This window comes from Actinomadura geliboluensis, assembly GCF_043197915.1.
GTDB classification, from domain to species: Bacteria; Actinomycetota; Actinomycetes; order Streptosporangiales; family Streptosporangiaceae; genus Spirillospora; species Spirillospora geliboluensis.
On sequence record NZ_JBICUA010000006.1, the window covers coordinates 483,803 to 505,575 of the forward strand.

Below are 21,773 nucleotides of genomic sequence, written 5' to 3' on the forward strand. Positions count from 1 at the left end.
CTTGCTCCAGTCCTGCCGTCCGCTGACCGGAGGCGATCGGTGACGGAGGTCCCGCCGCGCGCCGCGGTTTCCCGGACGCGCGGAGTACACCAGCCATGATCTTGCAGAAGTCCTATTCCCGGCGCAACCATCGCAATTTTCAGTGGACCAACGCCGGTATGTCGCCGCCGGTGAAAGCGCTGTCAGGACGCGCTGACGCCCCCAGGTCACGCAGCCGCGCCACCGGCGGACCCCCGCGCTTCACCCGCGGCCCCCTTGCTCAAACCTCGCAGCCGTGGCCGGTTCCGGCTAAAACGCGTCCCCGGGGGTCACGCCGCTCCCGCCGCGAAGGCGTCGAGAGCCCTGACGACATGGCCGCGCACCGCCGCGCTCCCCAGATGGCCCGCGTCCTCCACGACGATCAGTTCCGAGCCGGGCCAGGCCCGGCTGAGCTCCCAGGCCGTGCCGAGAGGCCCGCCCATGTCCAGCCGCCCGTGGACGAGCATGCCCGGAATGCCCGCCAGCCGGTTCGCCTTCCGCAGCAGCACCCCCTCGTCCAGCCACGCGCCGTGCGAGAAGTAGTGGGCACAGATGCGCACCAGCGCCAACCGCGCCGCCGGCGGGCGATCGCCGTACGGGTTCGCCGCGCCCTTCGTCTCCCCGGACAGGACGGCGTCCTCCCAGGCGCACCAGTCGGCCGCGATCTGCTCCCGCATGAAGGCATCGGGATGCTCCATCAGGCGCGCGTAGGCGGCGGTGATCTCGCCGCCGGTCCGGGCACCGGGTGCGCGCGCGGCGAACCGCTCCCACTGCTCGGGGAAGAAGCGCCCGACGCCCCGGTAGAGCCAGTCGATCTCCGACCGCCGCGTGGTGGTGACGCTCGCGATGACGATCTCCGACACGCGCTCCGGGTACTCCTCCGCGTAGGCGAGCAGCAGCGTCGAGCCCCACGAACCGCCGTACAGCAGCCAGCGGTCGATGCCGAGGTGCTCGCGGAGCCGTTCCATGTCGGCGACAAGATGCCAGGTGGTATTGAGCTCCAGGCCCGTCTCCGGGTCGCTCGCGTGCGGGGTGCTGCGCCCGCAGCCGCGCTGGTCGAACAGGACGACGCGGTAGCGCTCCGGGTCGAAGAAGCGGCGCATGCCCGGGCCGCACCCCGACCCGGGACCGCCGTGGACGACCAGCGCCGGCTTGCCCCGGGGATTGCCGCAGACCTCCCAGTACACCCGCTCGCCGTCACCGACATCGAGCATTCCCGTCTCGTACGGCGCGCGCTCAGGATGCATCTGCTTCGCTTCCCTCGATTCCGAGTTCGGACGAACGCGGCCGGTCGGCGATCGCCATTGTCCAGTCGTAGAACGCCGCCGGTTCACCAAGCCCGTCCCGGATGCCCTGGTCGACGACGGGCGCATTCGCGGCGTTGAGGAGGTCGAACAGGCCGAGATAGGCCCACTCCCACACCATGGCGTCGAAGTTGTAGGCGTGCATCAGCGGAGTGAGGCGCCGCCGGATCTCGGCGACCTCCCGCGAGGAGAATCCGGCGCCGCCCAATCGGGCGAGGGTCGCGCGTTCCTGTTCGGGCTCGAAGCGGGTGTCGAGGAACGGTTCGAGGAGATCTCCCCAGACGTCGAAGCGAAATCTCCTCACGACGCCGTTGCGGCCGCAGAACCGTTCAAGCTCGGCCTGCTGCCGCCAGGAGAGGAACAGGGTCTCGCCGGAGGTCGTCCGGATCTCGGGACGCATGGCCTTCCAGTCGGCGTCGCGGATCCGCTCACGCGTGATCATCCCGGCGGGGTGGACCGTGGCCCCCCGAAAGCCGTACCGCTGGAAAAGGATGTGGTCACCGGCGATGGTCGCCTCCATCGGTTCAGAATGGTCCTTCCGTGCCGCACCGGGAAAGGGCCCGCGCTGTGAGATGCGCCTCCGCGCTCCGGTGTCGCCGGGCCGCTTCCGTGCGACCGGCTCACCACATAGGGTGACCTGAACGACACGCAGGAGGCCGGACGAATGGACGCCGCGCAAGCGATTTCCCTCGTGGTGGAATGGATCCGCTCGCGCGGCCTGGATTACCCCACGACCGGATTGGCGGCGGACCGTTTCGCGGCGGGCTGGAGCGTGTACGCGCCGGTGGAGGTCGACGAGAGCGACCCGATGGCGTTCCTCGACATCCCGGTGGGGCGGTCGGTGTTCCTGGTGGGCGACTCCGGCCGCGTCGAGGAGGTGTCGTCGTCGGTGCCGCCGCAGGTCGCGCAGGACGAGTTCACCGCGCGGGAGCGCGCCGTCCAGTCCGGGAACGACCCCCGGCCCCCGCGTGACACGTGGCCCCCGCGCGCCGGGCTCGACGCCGACGAGTACATGGCCGAGTTCGTGCGCTGGCTGGAGCAGGACGGCGACCAGGACGGGCCGGCCGCCGGCGAGTTCACCGTCGTCGGCCCCGAGCCGGGCGGCGCCGCGGGCGCCGGCGGCGCGGAGGCGGCGCGGGCCGCGCGGCTGATCGAGCCGATCGTGCAGGAACTGGCCATGCTGGGGCCGCCGGGATGGGAGTGGCTGCGCGCGGAGTTCGCGTTCACGGTGTCCGCCGAGATCGCCCATCTCCGGTTCACGTCCCGCCGGCGGACGGTCGTCGCGCCGGTGCCGGAGCCGGTCGCCGTGCTGGTCCGCGAGCAGCGGCTCGCCGCGGCGGAGATGCCCGCCGGGCCCTGGTGGCGGCTGGTGCTGACCGTCACCGACCGCGGCGAGGCGACCGTGAGCTACGACTACGGCGACGGCCCGTTCCCCGACGACCAGCTCCTCGCGCCCGAGCACTACCTCAACGACCTGGAGGCGTTCCCCCGCCCGAACGTGGCGCCGTGGCTCGCCCGCTACGTCGACGAGGCGGAGGACTTCCCCTACTGAGGCGGGCCTCACCAGCTCAGCGGCAGCGTGTCCAGCCCGAGGACGAGGCTGGCGTGTTCGAGCGGACGCTCCCCGGGCGTGATCCGGTAGTCGGGGATCCGGGCGTGCCACTCGGTCAGCGCGACCTGCAGTTCGAGGCGCGCGAGGTGGGTGCCGAGGCAGCGGTGCGGGCCGGCGCCGAAGGCCAGGTGGCGGGTCGGGGGACGGTCCAGGTCGACCGACGACGGCGCGGCGGGCACGGCGCGGGGGTCGCGGTTCGCCATCGCGAGCGGGAGCATGACCATGTCCCCGGCCTTCATCGGGCAGCCGTGCAGCTCGACGTCGCGGGTGAGCTTGCGCGCCGGCAGGACGATGGCGTAGGCGCGGAGCATCTCCTCGATCATGTCGGGGACGGCGTCCGGGTCGGCGGTGACGCGGGCCCGGTCGGCGTCGTTCCCGGCCAGGTGCCAGAAGATGTAGGACAGCTGCGCCGCGACGGTGTCGAGCCCGGCGAGGAACAGCAGCGTGCACAGTTGCAGCAGCTCCTCGTCGGTGACGGGACGCCCGTCGACGGTGAAGGAGGTCGCGGCGCTGACCAGGTCGTCGCGGGGGTGCGCCCGGCGGTCGGCGATCAGTTCGGTGAAGCACGCGGCCACCTCCGCCATGGCCGCGGCCCGCCCGCCGCTGGACGGCGGCGCGTGCAGGATGGCGTACTCCCAGGCCAGGAACTCCTCGAACCGCTCGATCGGGAGGCCGATCAGCTCCAGGAAGATGGTCGTCGGATACAGCCGGGCGAAGTCGGTGACGAAGTCGCAGGAGCCCTTGGCGACGAGGCCGTCGATCAGGCCGGCGCAGTGCCGGGTGATGCGGTCGCGGAGCGCGGCGGCGGCCACCGGGGTGAAGAACGGGCGGAGCAGGCGCCGCCAGGTCGTGTGGAGCGGCGGGTCCAGCATGACCGGGATCCACTGGTACGGCGGGTTCGGGTCGGTGACGGCGATCGCGCGGCTGGAGAACGTCGCCGGGTCCTGTAACGCGGTGAGGACGTCGTCGTAGCGGGTCAGCACCCAGAAGCCCCGCCCGGCGGTGCTGCGGAACGCCGGATGCGCCTCGCGCAGCTCGTCCAGGCGCGGATGGGCCTGCCCGGCCGGTCCCGGACCGGCGAACGGGTCGAACGGGACGTCCATGGCGCCTCCAACTCAGGGCCGCTCGATCATGCGCGGACTCCTCATTGTGCGCGCCGCGCCAGGGTGGCGGCCAGCAGCAGGACGAGCAGGGCCGCGATCATGATGACGCCGCCGGCGACGCCGATGCCGGGGGCGGCGAACGCGGTGAGGAGGACGAGGACCGCCGTGATCCCGATGAGCTCGGGCCGCAGGACGGTCCGCCGCATGGGCGCGTGCAGGGCCCACAGCATGACGAGGACCACGGCGATCGGGACGGCGACGGCGGCGACCGCGGTCCGCTCGTCCACGTGCGCCTCCCCGGCCGAGGCGACCGCGACCTCCAGCCCGGCGCCGAGCGCGGCCAGCGCCGCGAAGATCAGGTAGTGGCCGTAGCCCCAGACGAAGCACCAGTCGCGGCGGGCCGCGAGCCCCTCGCCGGCGGGTTCGGAGAAGTAGATCCACCAGAGCGTGAACAGGATGGCGAGGCCCGCCAGCGCGATCGTGACGAGGTCGGCGTGCAGGCCGTGCGCGACGACGTCCTGCACGGCGTTCGTCGCGGCGAGGACGCTCTCGCCGAGCAGGATGATCGTGAACAGCCCGTACCGTTCGGCGATGTGGTGCGGGTGCCAGGTCGTCATGCCGCTGCGCTCGGCGATGGGCGGCACGGACAGGTCGAGCAGGACGAGGAAGAGGAACACCCACCACGGCCCGCCGTCCGGCAGCGCGAGCCGGGACACCCACAGCACCTGGACGAGCGAGACGCCTCCGGCGTAGCGCAGCGCCGTCGCGCGCCCCTCGGGGTGGGCGGCGGCGGCGCGCAGCCACAGGCCGACCAGGCCGACCCGCATGAGGAGGTACCCGAAGGTGACCGTGGCGAAGTCGCCGTCGAACGCGGCGGGCACCCCGGCCGCGAGGAGCAGGACGCCCGCCATCTGCACGAACGTCATGACCCGATAGGGGACGTCGTCGGTGTCGTACGCGGACGCGAACCAGGTGAAGTTCATCCACGCCCACCAGATGGCGAAGAACACGGCGAGGAACGGCGCGACGGCGTCCCCCGTGTGCCCCTCCCCGATCGCGTGGGCGAGCCGTCCGGCGGCCTGGGAGACGGCGGCGACGAAGGTCAGGTCGAAGAGCAGTTCCAGCGGGCTGGACGCGCGGTGCGGTTCGGCCAGGTCGCGCGGAACCATCCGGGTGCGGATCGACGGCATCCGCTCACCCTAGAGCGGCGGCCCGCTCCCGCCGGGGATCGAGCGGGCCGGGCGTGCTCCCGGAGCCGGGCGAAATAAACTGGGGCGGTCGGGGCCGGAGCGGCGGAGGGGACCACCACGGACGATTCGCTCGACGACGCCGCGTCGGTGTTCGCGGAGATGCGGCCCCGGCTGTTCGGCATCGCCTACCAGATGCTCGGCAGCGCCACCGAGGCGGAGGACGTCGTCCAGGAGACCTGGCTCCGCTGGCAGACGGTGGAGCGCGCGGACGTGCGCGACCCGGCCGCGTTCCTGGTGACGGTGGCGACCCGGCTGGCGATCAACGTGGTGCGGTCCGCGCGGAAGCGGCGCGAGCACTATGTGGGCCCGTGGCTGCCCGAGCCCGTGGACACCGGCGGCGGCCCGGAGGCGGGCGCCGAGCAGGCCGCGGACGTGGAGTTGGCCGTCCTGCTGCTGCTGGAGCGGCTGTCCCCGCCGGAGCGGGCGGCGTACGTGCTGCGCGAGTCGTTCGACTACCCGTTCGCCGAGATCGCGGCGATCCTGCGGGTGACGGAGGCGAACGCGCGGCAGCTCGCCAGCCGGGCGCGGCGGCGGATCGCGGCGGAGCGCCGCACCCCGGTGAGCCGGACCGAGCACCGGCGGCTGCTGGAGACGTTCATCGCGGCGGCCCGCACCGGCGACCTCGGCGCGCTGGAGGAACTGCTCGCCGAGGACGCGGTCAGCTACAGCGACGGCGGCGGCGCGGTGCGCGGCGCCTCGCGGATCCCGGTGGCCGGACGCGCGCGGGTCGCGAAGTTCGTCGTGGCGTTCGCGCCCCGGTTCTGGCCGGGCGCGACGGTCGCGTGGGTCGAGGCGAACGGCCGCCCGGCGGCGCTCGTGTCGCGGGACGGCGACCCGTTCGCGCTGCTGGCGATCAGCGCGTCGGACGCGGGCGTCGACCGGCTGCTGTGGGTGCTGAACCCGGGCAAGCTCCACGGGTTCGCGGTCGGCTGATCCCGGTCGGCTGACCCCGGCCGCGGCCCTGGCTACAGGAACGCGGGGCCGCGGTGCAGCAGCGCCTCGTACAGCATGTGCTGGATCTTCTCGCGGACATGGTCGGTGATCTCGAAGACCGTCATCGGGTCGTCGGCGGCGTCCGGACCGTACTCGTCCAGCGCCATCGGCGGGCCGAACTGGATCACCCACTTGGACGGCAGCGGGACCAGCCCGCCGGGCCCGAGCAGCGGGAACGTCGGTGTGATCGGGAAGTACGGCAGCCCGAGCAGCCGCGCCAGCGGCCGCAGGTCGGCGATCTTGGGGTAGGTCTCCTCCGCGCCGACGATGGCGCAGGGCACGATGGGCACGCCGGCGCGCAGCGCGGTCCCGACGAAGCCGCCGCGGCCGAAGCGCTGCAGCTTGTACCGCTCGCTGAACGGCTTGCCGACGCCCTTGAAGCCCTCCGGGAAGACGCCGACGAGCTCGCCCTTGGCGAGGAGGCGCGCCGCGTCGGCCTGGCAGGCGAGGGTGTGCCCCGCCTTGCGGGCCAGGTGCCCGAGCACCGGGATCTGGTAGACGAGGTCGGCGCCGAGGAGGCGGACGCAGCGGTCGACGTTGTCGTGCAGCGCGACCGACAGCATCAGCGCGTCGACCGGGACGGTGCCCGAGTGGTTGGCGACGAGCAGGGCACCGCCTTCCGGGACGTTGTCGAGGCCGACCAGTTCGACGCGGAACCAGTGCTCGTACAGGGCGCGCGCGAAGGGCAGCAGGACGGTGGAGTTGAAGTCGGGGTCGAAGCCGAACTCGTCCACCTCGTACTCGCCGGCGAGCCGGCGGCGCAGGAACGCCAGCCCGGACGTGATGCCGCGCTCCAGCGGGTTCCCGCCGGAGCCGGCGTCCGCCCCGCCGGCCGCTCCGTCGGCCGTCCCGCCCGCCGGCCCGTCGCCGGTGTCGCGGCGGCCGGTGTCGAGGGGGATGACCTGCGCGCCCTCGTCGTCGTCCAGGTGGCGGGCGTTCATCATCCGGGCCTCCCTTTCAGGCGCGTCCGAGCAGATGCGTGAGGCGGCCGTGGCCGAGGCCCTGCGCGGCGGCGAAGTCGGCGAACGCGGCCTCGGAGCTGTACTTGGGACGCCACGCCAGCTCGGTCTCCAGGGCGGTGACGTCGATGACCCGGCCGTAGGTCAGCCAGCGCAGCAGTTCGGGCGAGAACCCGGACAGGCCGGCGAAGCGGCGCCCCATGTCGCCGAGCACCGAGATGGACGGCGACGGGACCGGCAGGTACGGCCGCCCGGCCCGGCGGAGCGCCTGGGACAGCAGCAGCACCCCTTCCCCGGCGACGTTGAAGCAGCCGGGGTGGTCCTCGGTGGTCATGCGGCGCAGCACCTCGACGCCGTCGTCCTCGTGGACGAACTGCAGCCGCGGGTCGAACCCGAGCACGGTCGGGACGACCGGCAGGTGCAGGTACCGGGTGAGCGGCGAGTCGACGCCGGGGCCGAGGAAGTTCGCGAACCGCAGCACCGACACGGTCAGGTCGGAGCGGCGCCGCATCAGCCCCCGGACGTAGCCCTCCACCTCGACCGCGTCCTTGGCGTAGCCGGACCGCGGCGGCTCGGCGGGCTCGTCCCGCTCGGTGAACACGGCCGGGTCCATCGGCGACGACCCGTACACGGCGGCCGAGGACCGCACGACGAGCTTGCGCATGTCGGGCGAGCGCTGGCACGCCGCGAGCAGCTGCATCGTGCCGATGATGTTGAGCTCTTTGGCCTTCGCCCGGGAGGCGGAGGAGGAGGTCACCAGGTTGAGGTGCACCACGGTGTCCACCCCGGCGGACGCGATGATCTTCGCGATGCCGGGCGTGCGGATGTCCACGCGGACGAACTCGGTGCGCCCGAGGCCCTCGGTGGGCGGCACCGTGTCCACGCCGATGACGCGCTCGATGCCCGGGTCCGCCTGGAGCGCGTTCGCGACCCGCGCCCCCAGGAAACGGGACACGCCCGTGACGAGGACGACACGGGCCGCGGCGGTGGGCATGGAGGACACTGTGCGCCCCACCCCTTACGGCTGAGCTGCCGGTGTGATCACTTCTTGTTGCGGCGCTGGATGCGCGTCTTCTTCAGCAGCTTGCGGTGCTTCTTCTTCGCCATGCGCTTGCGACGCTTCTTGATGACAGAGCCCACGGGACCTCGCTCGGCGTATCGGGATTGTGCAGGAGGCGACCGCGCCGCAAGCGAGCATGGCTCGGTGAGCGCGCACGGTCCGCCGCCCAAGGGTACCGCCGAACAGATGGAGATCATGCCGCACCCCACCCGCGGCGCGGGCCGCGATGCCCGGGACCGGTCCCGTCGGCCCCGCCGCGGCGCACGCCGGCGCCCCGTTCTCCCGCACACATGACACGTGTCGAACGTGTCGCGTGCGTGACGTGGCGACCGCGGCGTCCGGCACCGCGCGTCGCACGGCGCCGGGCACCGTTCCGCCGGGGCGGGCGGACCTGCCGCCCGTCCCGCTCGGTGTCCGGACCGTCTCGCCGGATCGCGGAGCGCGGGGGCTGCTCGCCCCCGTTCCCCGGACGCCGGCTCCGGTGGCCGCGGTGCGGCCGCCGGCCGGTCCTCGTCCTGCTTCCCCAGCTCCGGGACGATCCGCGAGGATCGCCCCGACGCCCCCTGCGCGGCCGGGTGTCGAGTTCGCGGCGGGGTCGTGGCTCATGCCCCGCCCTTACCCGCTATCCGGCTTCGATGTACGCGTCGCGCAGGTAGTCGTGGACGGCCTGCTCGGGAACCCGGAACGAGCGGCCCACGCGGATCGCGGGAAGCTCGCCCGAGTGGACGAGGCGGTAGACGGTCATCTTGGACACCCGCATCACCGCCGCCACTTCGGCCACGGTCAGGAACCTGACCTCGCTCAGAGGTCGCTCGCCTGAGGTCATCGGACGCCCTCTTCCACACGTGCCGCGCACCGGCCCTTCGGGTGACTTTGATCACGCACGTGTACTTCTCCAGCGTAAATCGCGTATCGGGAGTCGCAAGAGGGGAGTTCCGCACATTTCCGTCCCCGACCTGACCCCCGGGTGACAGTGCTGCTCCCGCACGCAGCGTGGACGCGACGGCACTGACCGTGTCGCGACGAACGGTTGTCAACCAGGACCACGCTTTGACCTGCGGTTCCGCAGTCACCGATGGCGCCGCGCAAGCCCATGCGCCCCGCTACGGCCGCCCTGTCACACCGCGTGACAGGTGAAGCGGGCGCCAGCCCCGTCCAGCCCGGCGGTAAGGGGACTCAGGCCGACGGGAGAAGGCCGGCGCGATCAAGGATGTAGGCGGTCAGCGGCGCGTAGTGGTGCGGGGAGACGCCGTCGTCGAGCGGCACGACCACGTCGATCTTGCCTTCGGCGGCGCCGGCGAACAGCGCCGGGTCGTTACAGTCCGCGAACCCCACGGTGTCGATGCCCGCCTGGCCGGCCGCGCCGGCCCAGCCGTGATCGGCGATGGCCAGATCCGGCCAGATATCAGGTTTAGCTTCCGCAGGACCCGCGGAAGCGCTAGGGGCGGCCCCGGAGGAGAGCTCCCGGAGCATGGCCTCCATCGGGTGCGGGTCGTGCGTGTGGTGCGTCCGCCGGTCGTCGCCCTCCAGCATCGCGACGCCCGGTTCGGCGTACACAATGCGCCGCAGGTCCGAACCGCCGTACCCGGTCTCGATCTCGTACGTCCAGCCGGCCGCGGGCGTCAGCACCCGGCAGCCCGCCGCCGCCAGCGCCCGGGCGACCGCCTGGTACAGCGGCGTCAGCGTCGCCGGATGGCCCGTCGCGACGACCACGTTCTCCCGCCGGCGGGCGGCGAGGCCGATGCGCTCGCCCATCGCCTCCAGCATGTCGATCGTGATGTCGGGGTCGATGGTGTCGTCCCCGAACAGGTGCGCCGGGTCGGGGTCGACGCCGCAGCGCTCGACCATCATCTCCAGCACGGTCCGCTCCGTCCACGACGGCTTCAGCTCCAGGCCGAACTGGTAGTACGGGTTCCCGGCGGCCATCCGCCGGTAGTGCAGCAGGTTGTTCTGGCGCGGCGTCGCCACCTCGCCGGCGATCATCGTCCGGACGAGGTGGGCGCGCAGCTCGCCCCGGCTCGGTGCCGTCTCCATGGTCGTCGGCCTCACTCGTCGGTCATCGGGTCGAGGCCGTGCTCGGGGAAGACCGCCCGCCGCGTCGCCAGGATCGCCTGGTCGACCGGGTTCGCCGGGTCGTAGCCGTCCCCCCACCTGCCGTACTCCACCACGTCGGTCCCGTCCGTCATCCGGCGCGGGGCTATCTCGTCGGTCCGCAGCCGGACGAAGTCGCGCCACGTCTCCGGGGTCGCGGTGTCCGGCGGGATCCGCCCGCCCGCCGCCTCGGCGAGCAGGTGCGTCCACGCGCGCGGGACGACCTGGACCAGCTCGTAGCCGCCGCCACCGGTGAGCACCCAGCGGCCGCCGGCGGTCTCGTGCGCCAGCCGGTGCAGCCGCTCGTAGGCCGTCCGCTGCCCGTCCACGCTGAGGATCAGGTGCGCGAGCGGGTCGAGCGCGTGCCCGTCGGCGCCCTGCTGGGTGACGAGGACGTCGGGCCGGAACCGGCGCAGCAGCGGCGGGACGATCGCGTCGAACGCGCGCAGCCACGGCCGGTCGCCGGTGCCGGGCGGCAGCGAGATGTTGACGGCCGTGCCCTCGGCGCCCGTCTCGTCCGGGAAGCCGGTGCCGGGGAACAGCGTGCGCGGCGACTCGTGCAGGCTGATCGTCAGCACCCGCGGGTCGTCGTAGAACGCGGCCTGGACGCCGTCGCCGTGGTGGACGTCGATGTCGACGTAGGCGACCCGCTCGGCGCCGTTCTCCAGCAGCCACGCGATCGCGATCGCCGGGTCGTTGTAGACGCAGAAGCCGCTGGCGGCGCCGGGGAGCGCGTGGTGCAGGCCGCCGGAGATGTTGGCGCCGTGCTCGGCCGCGCCCGTCCACACGGCCTCGGCGGCGGCGACCGAGGCGCCCGCGACCAGGGCGGACGCGTCGTGCATGCCGAGGAAGATCGGGTTGTCGGTGGTGCCGAGCCCGTGCCGCCCGTCCGGCAGCCCGGTCGCGCCGGCGTGCTTGACCGCCGCGATGTAGGACTCCTCGTGGACGAGCCGCAGCAGCTTGTCGTCGGCCGCCTCGAACGGCGACACCCGCACGTTGGGACGGTCCAGGACGCCGAGTTCGCGCGCCAGCGCCATCGTCAGCTCGACGCGCACGGGGTTCATGGGGTGCCCGGGACCGAAGTCGTAGGAGATGAGCCGCTCGTCCCAGAAGACCGCCAGCCCGCAGTTCTCGGGATCGGAGGATGGGGACGAATCGGGACCGCTCATGACCTCACGGTATCGCGAGCATCACGTGGCCTGGCTCACATGTCCGGGCGTCCGCCGGGACGCCCGCCGGGCGCCCCGGCCCGGTTCCGGCACTGTGACGTGAGTTACCCGCCAAAAACGGGCATACCGATCACACGACACGAAAACATCAAAGGGGGGTCCATGGACAGCCCGAGCGTTCGCAGCCGAGCGATCAGCAGCGCTCTGCGCCTGGGCGTCCGGCCTCTCCTGCAGTACCTCCCCGGCCACACCACTGGGCTCCGGACCGCCCGTTCCACCGTGGACGCCGCCTCATTACTGATGCGGCCCCACCCCGGTGTGCGGATCGAGGGACTGGACGAGCGGCAGGACGAGGACGGCGAGGAGCGCCAGGTCAGAGGCGAGTGGGTCGCCCCTCGGGACGCCGCCGCGAAGAGCAGGCGGCCCCGCGGAGCCGTGCTCTACCTGCACGGCGGCGGCTACGTGGCCTGCTCGCCGCGCACCCACCGGCCGATGACGTCGCGGCTCGCGCACGACACCGGGCTGCCCGTCCTCGCGCTGCGGTACCGGCTTGCCCCCGAGCATCCGTTCCCGGCGCCGCTGGAGGACGCCGTCGCCGCCTACCGGTGGCTGCTCGCGCGGGGCGTGCCCGCGTCCCGCATCGTCATCGCGGGCGACTCGGCCGGCGGCCACCTCGCTGCCGTGCTCGCCGGGGAGATCTGCCGGCTCGACCTGCCGAACCCCGCCGGCATCGCGCTGTTCTCGCCCTGGGTGGACCTGACCTGCGAGCTGTCCATCCAGGCGCAGGAACGCGCCCGCGACCCCTACATCAGCGCCGCGTCGGCGCGCCGGATCGCGCGGCTCGTGGTGGGCCCGGCCGGCTTCGACGACCCGCGGCTCGCCCTGCTCACCTGCGCCTGGACCGACATGCCGCCCGTCCTCATCCAGGTCGGCGGCGCCGAGGTGCTGCGCACCGAGGCCGAGGCGTTCGCCGACGCCCTGCGCAACGCCGGCGGGGACTGCGAACTCCAGGTCTGGAACGGCCAGATGCACGTCTTCCAGATCCTGAACCGCGTCCTGCCCGAGGCCGGCGAGGCGATGACCGACGCGGCCCGCTTCATCCAGTCCGTCACCGGCCGGTCGAAGGGCCGCACGAAGGCCGCCTAGTCGCGGCCGTCCCGCCGACCGCCGCGCCGGGTGAGCCCGGCGAGGAGCGCCGCCGCGTGGTCGGCCATGAAGCGCGGGACACGAGCCTTCAGCAGTGCCCTGTGCAGGGCGGACGCCGGGATCGGCGTCCCGGCCGGACGTTCGCGCCGCTGTTCCATCCTGTTCTCCCCCGAGTTCCAAGATCAATTGGAGGGTAACCGGGCGGGGGCGGCGTCGCGGCGAAAACGACGATCTTGATCGTCCGGAGCGGCCGGGCTAGAAGCGGCCCGCGGACTCGCGCTCCAGGGCCTCCTCCTCCGGCCGGCGTCGGCCGCCCGCCACGAAGAACCCGGCCAGCGCGGCGAGCGCGGCGCCCGCCTCCCCCACCAGGCTGATCGTCTTGTCGAGGTACCAGACGGGCTCATGCATGTCGGGCAGCGGGCCGACCGGCCCGAGGTCGACGTAGTAGTAGAGGACGACGGCGCCGGCCGCGCTCGCCGCGACGAGGAACGCCAGCGCGTACGCCCAGCGGGACGCGTAGGTGAGGACGATGACGGCGGCCACGGCGGCGACCGCCGCCTGGATCCGGAAGAGGTCGTCGCCGCCGAGGGACCCGCCCTCGACGTAGGCCATGTCGGGCGCGAACATCCAGTGCACGACGGCGTCGGCCGCCAGCCCGGCGGCGACGATCAGGCGGAGTATGAGTCCCATACCCCTAACACGAGCGCACCCCCGGGGCCGGCTCAATGTTCAAAGATGAACTTTTCATGAGAAAGCCGCCGAAGGGGCCCGGAGGCGGCCGTCCTCAGCCGCTCGCGAGCTCGCGGCCCCGGTTGCGGGCCGCCTCGATGGCCTCCAGCACCGCGGCGCGGACCCCGTGCCGCTCCAGCTCCCGGATCGCCGAGATCGTCGTCCCGCCCGGGGAGGTGACCGCCTCGCGCAGCAGCACCGGGTGCTCGCCGGAGTCGCGCAGCATCACCGCCGCGCCGACCGCCGACTGGATCACCATCTCCAGCGCGGCGGCACGCGGCATGCCGAGCAGGATGCCGGCGTCCACCATCGCCTCGACCAGGTAGTAGAAGTACGCGGGGCCGCTGCCGGACAGGGCCGTCGCGCCGTCCTGCAGCGACTCGGGGATGCGCAGCACCTTCCCGACCGGGGACAGCAGCTCCTCGGCCAGCTTCAGGTGCTCCTCCGCCGCGTGCGAGCCGGGCGAGATCACGCTCATCGCCTCGTCCACGTGCACCGGCGTGTTCGACATGACGCGGACGACCGGGACGCCCTCCGGCAGCCGGGCCTCGATGAACCCGGTGGTGATGCCCGCCGCCATCGAGATCACCAGCCGGCCGGCCGGGACGTGCCCGCCGATCTCCTCCAGCAGGGCGCCCATGTCCTGCGGCTTCACCGCGAGGATCAGCGTCTCCGCCGTCGCGGCCGCCTCCGCGTTCGGCACGACCGCCACGCCGTAGCGCTCGCGCAGCAGCGCGCCGCGCTCCTCCCGGCGCGCGGTCGCCATCAGCTCGGACGGGCGGCGGCCGGCCCGGAGCACCCCGGACAGCAGCGCCTCGCCCATCTTCCCGGCACCCAGAATCGCGATCATCGGCAAACCTTGACGTGGGGACGTAACGACCGGTCCAGCCTAGCGGCGCGCCCGCGCCGCGGACCGGTCAGGACCGCCCGGCGAGCCGGGTCAGGACCGCCTGGTGAAGGACCGCACGAAGAGGCGGAGGTTCGCGGGACGTTCCGCCAGGCGGCGCATGAAGTACTCGTACCACTCGGGCCCGTAGGCGACGTAGACGCGCACCTGCGCGCCCTGCGCGGCCAACCGGCGCTGCTCCTGCGAGCGCACGCCGTAGAGCATCTGGTACTCGAACGTGCCCGGGTCGCGGTCGTGCAGCACCGACAGCGCCTCGGCGATCTCGATGAGCCGGGGGTCGTGGCTGGCGAGCATCGGGTAGCCCTTGCCCGCCATCAAGACCTTCATACAGCGGACGTACGACTTGTCGATCTCTTCCTTGTCAGTGAAGGCCACCGCCGCAGGGGCCGCGTACGCGCCCTTGCACAGCCTTACGCGCGACCCCTCGTAGGCCAGTTCCGCGCAGTGCTCCTCTGCCCGCCGCAGATACGACTGGATGACGGCGCCCACGTCCGGGAAGTCGCGCCGCAGTTCATGGATGATCCGGAGAGTCGAGTCGACGGTGGTGTGCTCTTCCATGTCGAGCGTCACCGTCGTACCGGCGTCCTGTGCGGCCGCGCAGACGCGCCTGGCGTTCTCCAAGGCAAGGTCTTCGTCAAGGGTCTGCCCGACGGCGGACAGCTTCATCGACACCTCGGCACGTACGCCGAGAGCCGCGTCGCCCAGCCGTTCCAGCAGCTCGACGTAGCGCTGGACGTTCACCTCGGCGCGGCCCTTGTCGTGCGTGTACTCGCCCAGGACGTCCAGGGTGACGAGCAGGCCCTCGCCGGTCAACCGCTCGGTGACGCGCGCCGCGTCCTCGATCGTCTCGCCCGCGATGAAGCGCCGGACTACGTCGCCGGTGAACGGCGCGGTCTCCACCACCCTGCGCGCGCCGCCACTGCGCGACGCGGCGAGCAACGCCTGACGAAGCACTCTGCGCACCCCCGGTTCTCGTCCGTGCCTCCGCGTCCCAGGTTAAGCCCGCGGCCGCCCGGCGATCACGACACGGTGCCGAGGTTGTTCCCGCCCCCGTGCTGCCGCACGTAATCGGCCATGCGGGCGGTCTTGACCGCTTCGAACAGCTGCTTCGACTTGGCCCCGTCCAGCAGCACGACGCTCTGCTTGGCGCGCGTCCCGGTGCCCTTGAACGGCAGCGTCATGAACTTCACGTCCGACGCCCGGACGTTCCGCATGCTCAGCACCAGCGACCGCAGGTGGCCGCCCGACACGCCCTCGTCCACGCTGATCGACTTGGTGAGCGCGGACAGGAACCGGTCCATCTTGAGGGGGTTGGTGAGCGTGCCGCGGTCGGTGGCCTGCCTGGCGAGGGCGCCGAGGAACGCCTGCTGCCGCTTGATCCGGTCGAAGTCGCCGTTCGGCAGGTTGTAGCGCTGCCGGACGAACAGCAGCGCCTCCTCGCCGTTCAGCTTCTGCGGGCCCGCCTCCCACGCCTTCTTGCGGGCCGGGTCGTACACCTTCTGCTTGATGTTGACGGTGACGCCGCCGAGCGCGTCCGTCATCGTCTTGAAGCCCTCGAAGTCGATCGCGCCGTAGTGGTCGATCCGGATGCCGGTGAGGCTCTCCATCGTCTCGATCAGCAGCTTCGGCCCGCCGTACGAGAACGCCGCGTTGATCTTCTGCTTGCCGTAGCCGGGGATCTCGACCCACGAGTCGCGCGGGAACGAGACGATGTACGCCTTCTTCCGGTCCGCCGGCAGGTGCAGCAGCATGATCGTGTCAGTGCGCTGCTGCCCCGGCTTCCAGACGTCGCCGCCCTCCCCGGTCGTGGCGCCCTCCTCGCGCGAGTCGGACCCGACGAGCAGCCAGTTCTCGGTGCCCTCCACGTTCGGCCCCGGCCGGTTCGCGCCCTCGCCCGGCATGACGCCCTTGGCCCGGTCGATGTTGCCGAGGTAGGACGACTGGCGCTGCCACGCGAGGCCGGCGATCCCGGCCGCCAGCAGCGCGAAGAACACGCCCACGGCGATCAGGACGCGCGGCCACCGCCGCTTGCGCTTGCGCTCCGTGCCGTCCTGGCCGGCCCAGAACGCGTCGTCGCTCTCGCCGTTGCCCGCCTGCGGCGGCGCACCCTCGCCCCGCGGCGCGGGCGGCGCTGCGTGGGGCCCGTGCGACCCGGGATGTTCTGGCGCGGTCATGGCGCAGAAGCTATCAGCAGGATCGACCGTGGATAGACCACTTTGCCCCACCTGTCCGGTTGAGGCTGGACCAGGTGGGGCGGCGCGGGGCGGCGCGGGGTGCTAGGCCGTGCGGCGGCGGAGCGTCACGGCGCCCAGGACCAGAGCGGCGACCGTGAAGGCCGCGATGACGGCCACGTCCACGCCCAGGGTGCCGGTGAAGTCGGGACGGGCGCTGATCTCCTGCATGCCCTCCACCGCGTACGACAGCGGCAGGACGTCCGCGATGGCCCGGAGCCAGGACGCCATGTCCTCGCGCGGGACGATCAGCCCGCACAGCAGCGTCTGCGGCAGCACGAACGCGGGCATGAACTGCACGGCCTGGAACTCGGTCCGCGCGAACGCGCTGGCGAACAGGCCGAGCGCCATGCCGAGCAGCGCGTCCAGCAGGGAGACGAGCACCAGCGAGCCGAGCGAGCCGCTCAGGTCGAGGCCGAGCCAGGTCAGCGAGATCGCGAGCACCACCGCGACCTGCACCAGCGCGATCAGCCCGAACGCGAGCGCGTAGCCGAGCAGCAGGTCCAGCTTGCCGAGCGGCATGGTCATCAGCCGTTCGAGGGTGCCGCTCGTCCGCTCCCGGAGGGTGGCGACGCTCGCCACGACGAACATGACGGTGAACGGGAACAGCCCGAGCAGCATCGGGCCGATCCGGTCGAAGACCATCGGCTGGTCGAACACGTACCGCAGCAGGATCATCAGCAGCGCCGGCACGCCGATCAGCAGCGCGAGCGTGCGGTGGTCGTGCTTGAGCTGCGCCAGGATGCGCCGCGTCGTGGCGAGGGTGATCGCCGTGCTCATGTCGGACTCCCGGCCTTCTCGGTGATCAGATGCAGGAACGCCGCCTCGAGGTCGGGCGCGCCGGTGCGGGCGCGCAGCCCGTCCGGGGTGCCGTCGGCGAGGACGACGCCCTCGCGCATCAGCAGCAGCCGGTCGGTGCGGCCCGCCTCGTCCATCACGTGACTGGACACCACGAGGGTCGCGCCGCGGTCGGCCAGCTCCCGGAACAGCTCCCACAGCTCCTGCCGCAGCACCGGGTCGAGGCCGACGGTCGGCTCGTCCAGGACGACGAGCTCCGGCGACCCGAGCAGCGCCACGGCGAGGTTGGTGCGGCTGAGCTGCCCGCCGGACAGCGTCCCCGCCGTCTGGTCGCGGCTCCGGCCGAGCCCGACCTCGTCGATGACGCGGTCGACGTCCGAGCGCGGCGCGCGCAGGACGGACGCGAAGTAGCGCAGGTTCTCGGCGACGGTCAGGTCGGCGTACACGGCGGGCGACTGCGTGGCGTACCCGACGCGGTGCCGCAGCCCCGCCGACCCGGCGGGCTCGCCGAGCACGGTCACGGTGCCGCCCGCCACGATCTGGACGCCGACGAGCGCCCGGATCAGCGTGGTCTTCCCGCAGCCGCTCGGGCCGAGCAGGCCCACGATCGAGCCGCGCGGGATGTCGAAGGAGAGCCCGTGCAGCACCTCCCGGCCGCCGCGCACGACCCGCAGATCCCGCACCCGCACCGCCGGCTCGGCCGCGCCCTCCGGGCTGAAACTCATCATGCGTTGAATTTAGGCGCGCGACCGTCCCCCGGTCAAGACGTACGGCGAAAGGACAGAGCGGCCGAAGGGAAGGCGAAGACGAGGGGCCGCCGAGGCGGCGGAACCGCGGAGACCCGGGGGAACGCGGAGGTCGGGAGAAACGCGGAGGGTGGGAGAAACGCGCAGGCCAGGGGAAACGCGGAGGCTAGCGGGAAGTGCGGAGGCGGCCGGTCAGGTGGTCAGGTAGCGCTGGAGGGTCGGGGCGACCAGGGCGATCAGCTCGTCCTCCGTGGCGGAGGCCATCGGCTCGATGCGCAGCACGTAGCGCAGGATCATCAGGCCGATCATCTGCCCGGCCGCCGCCTGGATGCCGAGCGGCGGCGCCTGGGTGGCCTGCTTGGCGCGCCCGAACAGGGCGACCGTGACGAACTCGCGCGCCAGCGCCGCCGCGCGCTCGTTCGTCATCGCCGAGCGCAGCATCGCCAGCATCGGCGCGCGGCGGTCGTCGTCGCCCCACACGTCCAGGAAGATACGGACCATCGTCTCGCCGAGCCGGTCGCGGGGGGACGCCATGATGCGCGGCAGGATGACGGATGGGTCCACCGGGAAGCGCATCGCCTCGATGAACACGCCCTCCTTGTTGCCGAAGAAGTGGTGGACGAGCGCAGGGTCCACCCCGGCGGCGCGGGCGATCGCGCGCAGCGAGGCGCCGTCGTAGCCCTTCTCGGCGAACAGCTCGCGGGCCTCGGCGAGGATCTTCTCCCGCGTCTCGGTCGGGCCGGGGCGCCGCCCGGGGCCCCGGCCGCCGCGCCGCGCGGCCTCCGTCACCGCACGCCCCGGCGGGTGATCTCCCCGGCCGGCGTGACCTCCCAGGTGTGCGCGGAGGCGGCCAGGTGCAGCCGGGCGAACGCCAGGGCCTCGGCGAGGTCCTCCATCCGCTCGACCCGGCTGGACGCGCGCCGCGTGTTCACTTCGAGGACGACGTGCCCCCGGAAACCGCCCTCGGCGAGGTTCTCCAGCATCGGCCCGCACGGCTGGTTGCCCCGCCCCGGGACGAGATGCTCGTCCTTGTTCGTGATGCCCACGCCGTCGGCGAGGTGGATGTGCCGCAGGCGGTCGCCCAGGCTCCCGGCCATGTCGATGGCGTCCGACCCCGACACGGCGGTGTGGGACAGGTCGAGCGTGACGTACGGGTAGTCCTGGTCGACGGGGTTCCAGTCGGGCAGGTACATGCCGGCCTCGGCGCCGCGCGCCTTGAGCGGGAACATGTTCTCCACCGCGAACAGGACGTCCGTCTCGTCCTGCATGCGGGCGAGGCCCTCGACGAACTCCTTGGCGTAGTCGCGCTGCCAGCGGAACGGCGGGTGGACGACGACGACCTCCGCGCCCAGCTCCTCGGCGACCTCCTTGGAGCGGACGAGCTTGCCCCAGGGCTCGCGCCCCCACACCCGCTGGGTCAGCAGCAGGCAGGGCGCGTGGATCGACTTGATCGGCACCTGGTGGTAGTCGGACAGCCGGCGCAGGACGTTCAGGTCCTGGGAGGAGGCGTCCGTGGAGACCATGACCTCGATGCCGTCGTAGCCCAGCAGCGCGGCGATCTCGAACGCGCTCGGTACCTTCTCCGGGTAGACCGACGCGGTGGAGAGCGTGATCGGCGCGTCCGGTACCCGAAGAGCCGGTGTACTGACGCCGTTGTGCTGCGGGGTCAAGGCTTCCTCGCCAGGAATGATCGCTCGACGATGTTCATCAGGTTCGCAAGGCAAAGCCTATGCGGCGGCGCCGCCGATGAAACAACCGGCCGGAGTGATCCTGGACGCGTCGCCGCGCGACGGCCCGCATCGCCCGCCCGGCGGCGGTTACGCTCTGTCTCCGTGGCCGATATCGCGCCGGGCGCCGTGCCGAGCCCCAACATCTGGAACTCCCCGCAGGTCTACGAGCTGGAGAACCGCGCCGTCGACCCGGACGGTGTCCTCGCCGACGCGATGCGCGCGATCCGCCCGTGGAAGGGCGCCGACGTCCTCGACCTCGGCTGCGGGACGGGCTTCCACCTGCCGTTCTTCGCCGCCGACGCGCACCGGGTGGTCGGCGTGGAGCCGCACGCCCGGCTCGCCGCGGCCGCCGCGCGCCGGGCCCGGGACCTGCCGAACGTCACCGTCCGGGTGGGCGCGGCGCAGGCGCTGCCGCTCCCGGACGCCTCCGTCGACGTCGTGCACGCCCGGTGGGCCTACTTCTTCGGGCCGGGCTGCGAACCGGGCCTCGCCGAACTCGACCGGGTCGTCCGGCGCGGCGGGGCCGTGTTCGTCATCGACAACGACGCCACCCGCTCCACGTTCGGCCGCTGGTTCCGGCGGAGCCTGCCGAAGTACGACCCGGAGGCCGTCGAGCGGTTCTGGACGCGCCGCGGCTACGCCCGCGAGCCGCTGACGATCCGGTGGGCGTTCCAGAGCCGCGACGACCTCGCCGCCGTGCTGCGCATCGAGTTCCCGCCCGACCTCGCCGACGCGTGCCTGCGCGAGCATCCGGGCCTGGAGGTGGACTATGCCGTGAATTTGTGGTGGCGTTGCCCCTGAGTTACTGACTAGTTGGTCATACGGGAGGACCGACATGGGCCGTGTCACTGCCGGGAGAGCCGTCGGCGGGCTGCTGGCCGCCACCGCCGCCGGAGCCGCCGGCGCGGGCGCCGGGCTGGTCGCCCAGCGCCGCGCGATGCGCCGCCTCCAGCTGCGTCCCGACCCGTTCGCGGGCGAGCCGTTCGGCTCCCTGCGCGGGCGGCCCGTCCCCGTCCGCGCCGACGACGGCACCCGGCTGTACGCCGAGATCGACGGCGACGACCGCACCGACCTCGCCGTCGTGTTCTCGCACGGCTGGACGCTCACCCAGGACTCCTGGCACTTCCAGCGCAAGGCGCTGCGCGGCCTCGGCCGGCTCGTCTTCTGGGACCAGCGCGGCCACGGCCGCTCCGACGGCGGCGACCGGGACGGCTACGCCATCCCGCGGCTCGCCGCCGACCTCGCCGCCGTCATCGAGGCGACCGTCCCCGCCGACACGCCCGTGGTCCTCGTCGGCCACTCGATGGGCGGGATGACGATCATGCGGTACGCCGACGAGCACCCGGAGCTGGTCGGCCGCAAGATCCTCGCCGCCGGGCTGCTGTGCACCTCGTCCGGCGGGCTCGGCGAGATCACCCTCGGCATGCCCGCGCTGCTCGCGCGCACCACGCACCGCGTCCTGCCCCGCGCCCTCGACGCGTTCGGCGCCGGCTCCGGCGCCGTGGAGCGGGTCCGCCACCTCGGCCGCGACGCCGCCACCCTCGTCGAGGACCTCGTCGCGTTCGGCCCCGACGCGAGCCCCGCCGCGGTCGCGTTCGCCGAGCAGATGATGACCGAGACCCGGATGGACGCGTTCGCCGCCTTCCTGCGCTCGATGATCACCACCGACGTGATCAGCGACTGCGCCGCCCTCGGCGGCGCCGACACCCTCGTCCTCGGCGGCGAGAACGACATGCTCACCCCCATCGAGCACAGCCTCAAGATCGCCTCGTGCGTGCCGTCCGCCCGGCTGGAGGTCGTCCCGACCGCCGGGCACATGGCCATGATGGAGCGGCCCGGCGTCGTCTCCGACCACCTCGGCGACCTGATCGAACGGGCCCGCAAGAACACCTGACCCGCGCCGCCGCGGGCCCGCTGTCGCAGGCGG

General features: G+C 72.7%; 23 protein-coding genes and 1 pseudogene. 5 read left to right on the plus strand and 19 right to left on the minus strand.

Annotated elements, in window-relative coordinates; genetic code table 11:
- Positions 1 to 308: 308 nt before the first annotated feature.
- Positions 309 to 1,265 carry a prolyl aminopeptidase gene (gene pip, locus ACGFI1_RS22340; protein WP_387075407.1) on the minus strand — a complete coding sequence of 319 codons (957 nt, stop codon included), beginning with the start codon at positions 1,263 to 1,265 and terminating at the stop codon, positions 309 to 311.
- Positions 1,255 to 1,842 (minus strand): hypothetical protein, encoded by a 588-nt coding sequence (locus tag ACGFI1_RS22345; protein ID WP_392787456.1) that lies wholly within the window; start codon positions 1,840 to 1,842, stop codon positions 1,255 to 1,257. Before ACGFI1_RS22345 ends, pip begins: the two co-directional genes overlap by 11 nt.
- Before the next feature lie 144 nt (positions 1,843 to 1,986).
- On the opposite strand from ACGFI1_RS22345, the gene ACGFI1_RS22350 reads away from it, so the two are divergent.
- Positions 1,987 to 2,874: a hypothetical protein gene (locus ACGFI1_RS22350; RefSeq protein WP_386874612.1), complete on the plus strand. Its 888-nt coding sequence runs from the start codon at positions 1,987 to 1,989 to the stop codon at positions 2,872 to 2,874.
- 8 nt (positions 2,875 to 2,882) lie between these two features.
- Here the strand turns inward: ACGFI1_RS22350 and ACGFI1_RS22355 are convergent, their stop codons facing one another.
- Together ACGFI1_RS22355 and ACGFI1_RS22360 are read right to left on the minus strand one after the other, a co-directional pair.
- Positions 2,883 to 4,037 carry a cytochrome P450 gene (locus ACGFI1_RS22355; protein WP_392787459.1) on the minus strand — a complete coding sequence of 385 codons (1,155 nt, stop codon included), beginning with the start codon at positions 4,035 to 4,037 and terminating at the stop codon, positions 2,883 to 2,885.
- Positions 4,038 to 4,078: 41 nt separating this feature from the next.
- Positions 4,079 to 5,227: a low temperature requirement protein A gene (locus ACGFI1_RS22360; RefSeq protein WP_392787462.1), complete on the minus strand. Its 1,149-nt coding sequence runs from the start codon at positions 5,225 to 5,227 to the stop codon at positions 4,079 to 4,081.
- Between the two features lie 144 nt (positions 5,228 to 5,371).
- Between ACGFI1_RS22360 and ACGFI1_RS22365 the strand changes: the two are divergent.
- Positions 5,372 to 6,220 (plus strand): annotated as a pseudogene (locus ACGFI1_RS22365) (RNA polymerase sigma-70 factor); the annotation flags it as partial.
- A gap of 32 nt (positions 6,221 to 6,252) precedes the next feature.
- On the opposite strand, the gene ACGFI1_RS22370 reads toward ACGFI1_RS22365, so the two are convergent.
- The 6 genes from ACGFI1_RS22370 to ACGFI1_RS22395 form a co-directional block, all read right to left on the minus strand.
- The gene (locus tag ACGFI1_RS22370) at positions 6,253 to 7,224 is read right to left on the minus strand and encodes a lysophospholipid acyltransferase family protein (protein ID WP_386874615.1); all 972 of its coding nucleotides are present in this window, start codon (positions 7,222 to 7,224) and stop codon (positions 6,253 to 6,255) included.
- A 13-nt stretch (positions 7,225 to 7,237) separates the two neighbouring features.
- Entirely contained in the window at positions 7,238 to 8,233 is a 996-nt protein-coding gene (locus ACGFI1_RS22375; RefSeq protein ID WP_138635340.1) for an NAD-dependent epimerase/dehydratase family protein, read from the minus strand.
- A 47-nt stretch (positions 8,234 to 8,280) separates the two neighbouring features.
- Entirely contained in the window at positions 8,281 to 8,379 is a 99-nt protein-coding gene (locus tag ACGFI1_RS22380) for a 30S ribosomal protein bS22 (RefSeq protein WP_018654693.1), read from the minus strand.
- A gap of 542 nt (positions 8,380 to 8,921) precedes the next feature.
- Entirely contained in the window at positions 8,922 to 9,125 is a 204-nt protein-coding gene (locus ACGFI1_RS22385; protein ID WP_021591693.1) for a helix-turn-helix domain-containing protein, read from the minus strand.
- A gap of 350 nt (positions 9,126 to 9,475) precedes the next feature.
- Complete coding sequence (locus ACGFI1_RS22390; RefSeq protein ID WP_392787467.1) at positions 9,476 to 10,333, minus strand: phosphatase; 858 nt, start codon at positions 10,331 to 10,333, stop codon at positions 9,476 to 9,478.
- Between the two features lie 11 nt (positions 10,334 to 10,344).
- Positions 10,345 to 11,559 (minus strand): acetoin utilization protein AcuC, encoded by a 1,215-nt coding sequence (locus ACGFI1_RS22395; RefSeq protein ID WP_364551689.1) that lies wholly within the window; start codon positions 11,557 to 11,559, stop codon positions 10,345 to 10,347.
- A 300-nt stretch (positions 11,560 to 11,859) separates the two neighbouring features.
- On the opposite strand from ACGFI1_RS22395, the gene ACGFI1_RS22400 reads away from it, so the two are divergent.
- Positions 11,860 to 12,705, plus strand: coding sequence for an alpha/beta hydrolase (locus tag ACGFI1_RS22400; protein ID WP_392787470.1), 846 nt, complete (start codon positions 11,860 to 11,862; stop codon positions 12,703 to 12,705).
- Here ACGFI1_RS22400 and ACGFI1_RS22405 read toward each other — a convergent pair.
- The 9 genes from ACGFI1_RS22405 to ACGFI1_RS22445 all read right to left on the minus strand — a co-directional run bounded on the left by ACGFI1_RS22405 (position 12,702) and on the right by ACGFI1_RS22445 (position 19,786).
- Entirely contained in the window at positions 12,702 to 12,863 is a 162-nt protein-coding gene (locus ACGFI1_RS22405; RefSeq protein WP_386874617.1) for a hypothetical protein, read from the minus strand. The genes ACGFI1_RS22400 and ACGFI1_RS22405 overlap by 4 nt on opposite strands.
- A gap of 97 nt (positions 12,864 to 12,960) precedes the next feature.
- Positions 12,961 to 13,395, minus strand: a complete 435-nt coding sequence (locus ACGFI1_RS22410; protein WP_392787473.1) for a hypothetical protein — start codon at positions 13,393 to 13,395, stop codon at positions 12,961 to 12,963.
- Positions 13,396 to 13,489: 94 nt separating this feature from the next.
- Positions 13,490 to 14,284, minus strand: coding sequence for a pyrroline-5-carboxylate reductase (gene proC, locus ACGFI1_RS22415; protein ID WP_138635335.1), 795 nt, complete (start codon positions 14,282 to 14,284; stop codon positions 13,490 to 13,492).
- A 90-nt stretch (positions 14,285 to 14,374) separates the two neighbouring features.
- Entirely contained in the window at positions 14,375 to 15,295 is a 921-nt protein-coding gene (locus tag ACGFI1_RS22420) for a proline dehydrogenase family protein (RefSeq protein WP_392787475.1), read from the minus strand.
- 65 nt (positions 15,296 to 15,360) lie between these two features.
- The gene (locus ACGFI1_RS22425) at positions 15,361 to 16,515 is read right to left on the minus strand and encodes an LCP family protein (protein ID WP_392787478.1); all 1,155 of its coding nucleotides are present in this window, start codon (positions 16,513 to 16,515) and stop codon (positions 15,361 to 15,363) included.
- Between the two features lie 102 nt (positions 16,516 to 16,617).
- Positions 16,618 to 17,352, minus strand: coding sequence for an ABC transporter permease (locus tag ACGFI1_RS22430; protein ID WP_392787480.1), 735 nt, complete (start codon positions 17,350 to 17,352; stop codon positions 16,618 to 16,620).
- Positions 17,349 to 18,098, minus strand: a complete 750-nt coding sequence (locus ACGFI1_RS22435) for an ABC transporter ATP-binding protein (protein ID WP_386874622.1) — start codon at positions 18,096 to 18,098, stop codon at positions 17,349 to 17,351. The genes ACGFI1_RS22430 and ACGFI1_RS22435 overlap by 4 nt, the downstream gene beginning before the upstream one ends.
- Positions 18,099 to 18,308: 210 nt before the next feature.
- The gene (locus tag ACGFI1_RS22440; protein ID WP_386874623.1) at positions 18,309 to 18,905 is read right to left on the minus strand and encodes a TetR/AcrR family transcriptional regulator; all 597 of its coding nucleotides are present in this window, start codon (positions 18,903 to 18,905) and stop codon (positions 18,309 to 18,311) included.
- The gene (locus tag ACGFI1_RS22445) at positions 18,902 to 19,786 is read right to left on the minus strand and encodes a sugar phosphate isomerase/epimerase family protein (RefSeq protein ID WP_138635329.1); all 885 of its coding nucleotides are present in this window, start codon (positions 19,784 to 19,786) and stop codon (positions 18,902 to 18,904) included. The genes ACGFI1_RS22440 and ACGFI1_RS22445 overlap by 4 nt, the downstream gene beginning before the upstream one ends.
- A gap of 162 nt (positions 19,787 to 19,948) precedes the next feature.
- Here ACGFI1_RS22445 and ACGFI1_RS22450 point away from each other — a divergent pair, with 162 nt between their 5' ends.
- Both ACGFI1_RS22450 and ACGFI1_RS22455 read left to right on the plus strand, forming a co-directional pair.
- Entirely contained in the window at positions 19,949 to 20,647 is a 699-nt protein-coding gene (locus tag ACGFI1_RS22450) for a class I SAM-dependent methyltransferase (protein ID WP_392787482.1), read from the plus strand.
- 34 nt (positions 20,648 to 20,681) lie between these two features.
- Positions 20,682 to 21,740 (plus strand): alpha/beta fold hydrolase, encoded by a 1,059-nt coding sequence (locus tag ACGFI1_RS22455; protein ID WP_392787484.1) that lies wholly within the window; start codon positions 20,682 to 20,684, stop codon positions 21,738 to 21,740.
- Positions 21,741 to 21,773: the final 33 nt, after the last annotated feature.

What these genes read in the sequence shown, in the direction of transcription:
- pip (WP_387075407.1), bottom strand. Translation starts at nt 1,265, where the DNA reads ATGCATCCTGAGCGCGCGCCGTACGAGACGGGAATGCTCGATGTCGGT.
- ACGFI1_RS22345 (WP_392787456.1), bottom strand. Translation starts at nt 1,842, where the DNA reads ATGGAGGCGACCATCGCCGGTGACCACATCCTTTTCCAGCGGTACGGC.
- ACGFI1_RS22350 (WP_386874612.1), top strand. Translation starts at nt 1,987, where the DNA reads ATGGACGCCGCGCAAGCGATTTCCCTCGTGGTGGAATGGATCCGCTCG.
- ACGFI1_RS22355 (WP_392787459.1), bottom strand. Translation starts at nt 4,037, where the DNA reads ATGGACGTCCCGTTCGACCCGTTCGCCGGTCCGGGACCGGCCGGGCAG.
- ACGFI1_RS22360 (WP_392787462.1), bottom strand. Translation starts at nt 5,227, where the DNA reads ATGCCGTCGATCCGCACCCGGATGGTTCCGCGCGACCTGGCCGAACCG.
- ACGFI1_RS22370 (WP_386874615.1), bottom strand. Translation starts at nt 7,224, where the DNA reads ATGATGAACGCCCGCCACCTGGACGACGACGAGGGCGCGCAGGTCATC.
- ACGFI1_RS22375 (WP_138635340.1), bottom strand. Translation starts at nt 8,233, where the DNA reads ATGCCCACCGCCGCGGCCCGTGTCGTCCTCGTCACGGGCGTGTCCCGT.
- ACGFI1_RS22385 (WP_021591693.1), bottom strand. Translation starts at nt 9,125, where the DNA reads ATGACCTCAGGCGAGCGACCTCTGAGCGAGGTCAGGTTCCTGACCGTG.
- ACGFI1_RS22390 (WP_392787467.1), bottom strand. Translation starts at nt 10,333, where the DNA reads ATGGAGACGGCACCGAGCCGGGGCGAGCTGCGCGCCCACCTCGTCCGG.
- ACGFI1_RS22395 (WP_364551689.1), bottom strand. Translation starts at nt 11,559, where the DNA reads ATGAGCGGTCCCGATTCGTCCCCATCCTCCGATCCCGAGAACTGCGGG.
- ACGFI1_RS22400 (WP_392787470.1), top strand. Translation starts at nt 11,860, where the DNA reads ATGCGGCCCCACCCCGGTGTGCGGATCGAGGGACTGGACGAGCGGCAG.
- ACGFI1_RS22405 (WP_386874617.1), bottom strand. Translation starts at nt 12,863, where the DNA reads ATGGAACAGCGGCGCGAACGTCCGGCCGGGACGCCGATCCCGGCGTCC.
- ACGFI1_RS22410 (WP_392787473.1), bottom strand. Translation starts at nt 13,395, where the DNA reads ATGGGACTCATACTCCGCCTGATCGTCGCCGCCGGGCTGGCGGCCGAC.
- proC (WP_138635335.1), bottom strand. Translation starts at nt 14,284, where the DNA reads ATGATCGCGATTCTGGGTGCCGGGAAGATGGGCGAGGCGCTGCTGTCC.
- ACGFI1_RS22425 (WP_392787478.1), bottom strand. Translation starts at nt 16,515, where the DNA reads ATGACCGCGCCAGAACATCCCGGGTCGCACGGGCCCCACGCAGCGCCG.
- ACGFI1_RS22430 (WP_392787480.1), bottom strand. Translation starts at nt 17,352, where the DNA reads ATGAGCACGGCGATCACCCTCGCCACGACGCGGCGCATCCTGGCGCAG.
- ACGFI1_RS22435 (WP_386874622.1), bottom strand. Translation starts at nt 18,098, where the DNA reads ATGATGAGTTTCAGCCCGGAGGGCGCGGCCGAGCCGGCGGTGCGGGTG.
- ACGFI1_RS22455 (WP_392787484.1), top strand. Translation starts at nt 20,682, where the DNA reads ATGGGCCGTGTCACTGCCGGGAGAGCCGTCGGCGGGCTGCTGGCCGCC.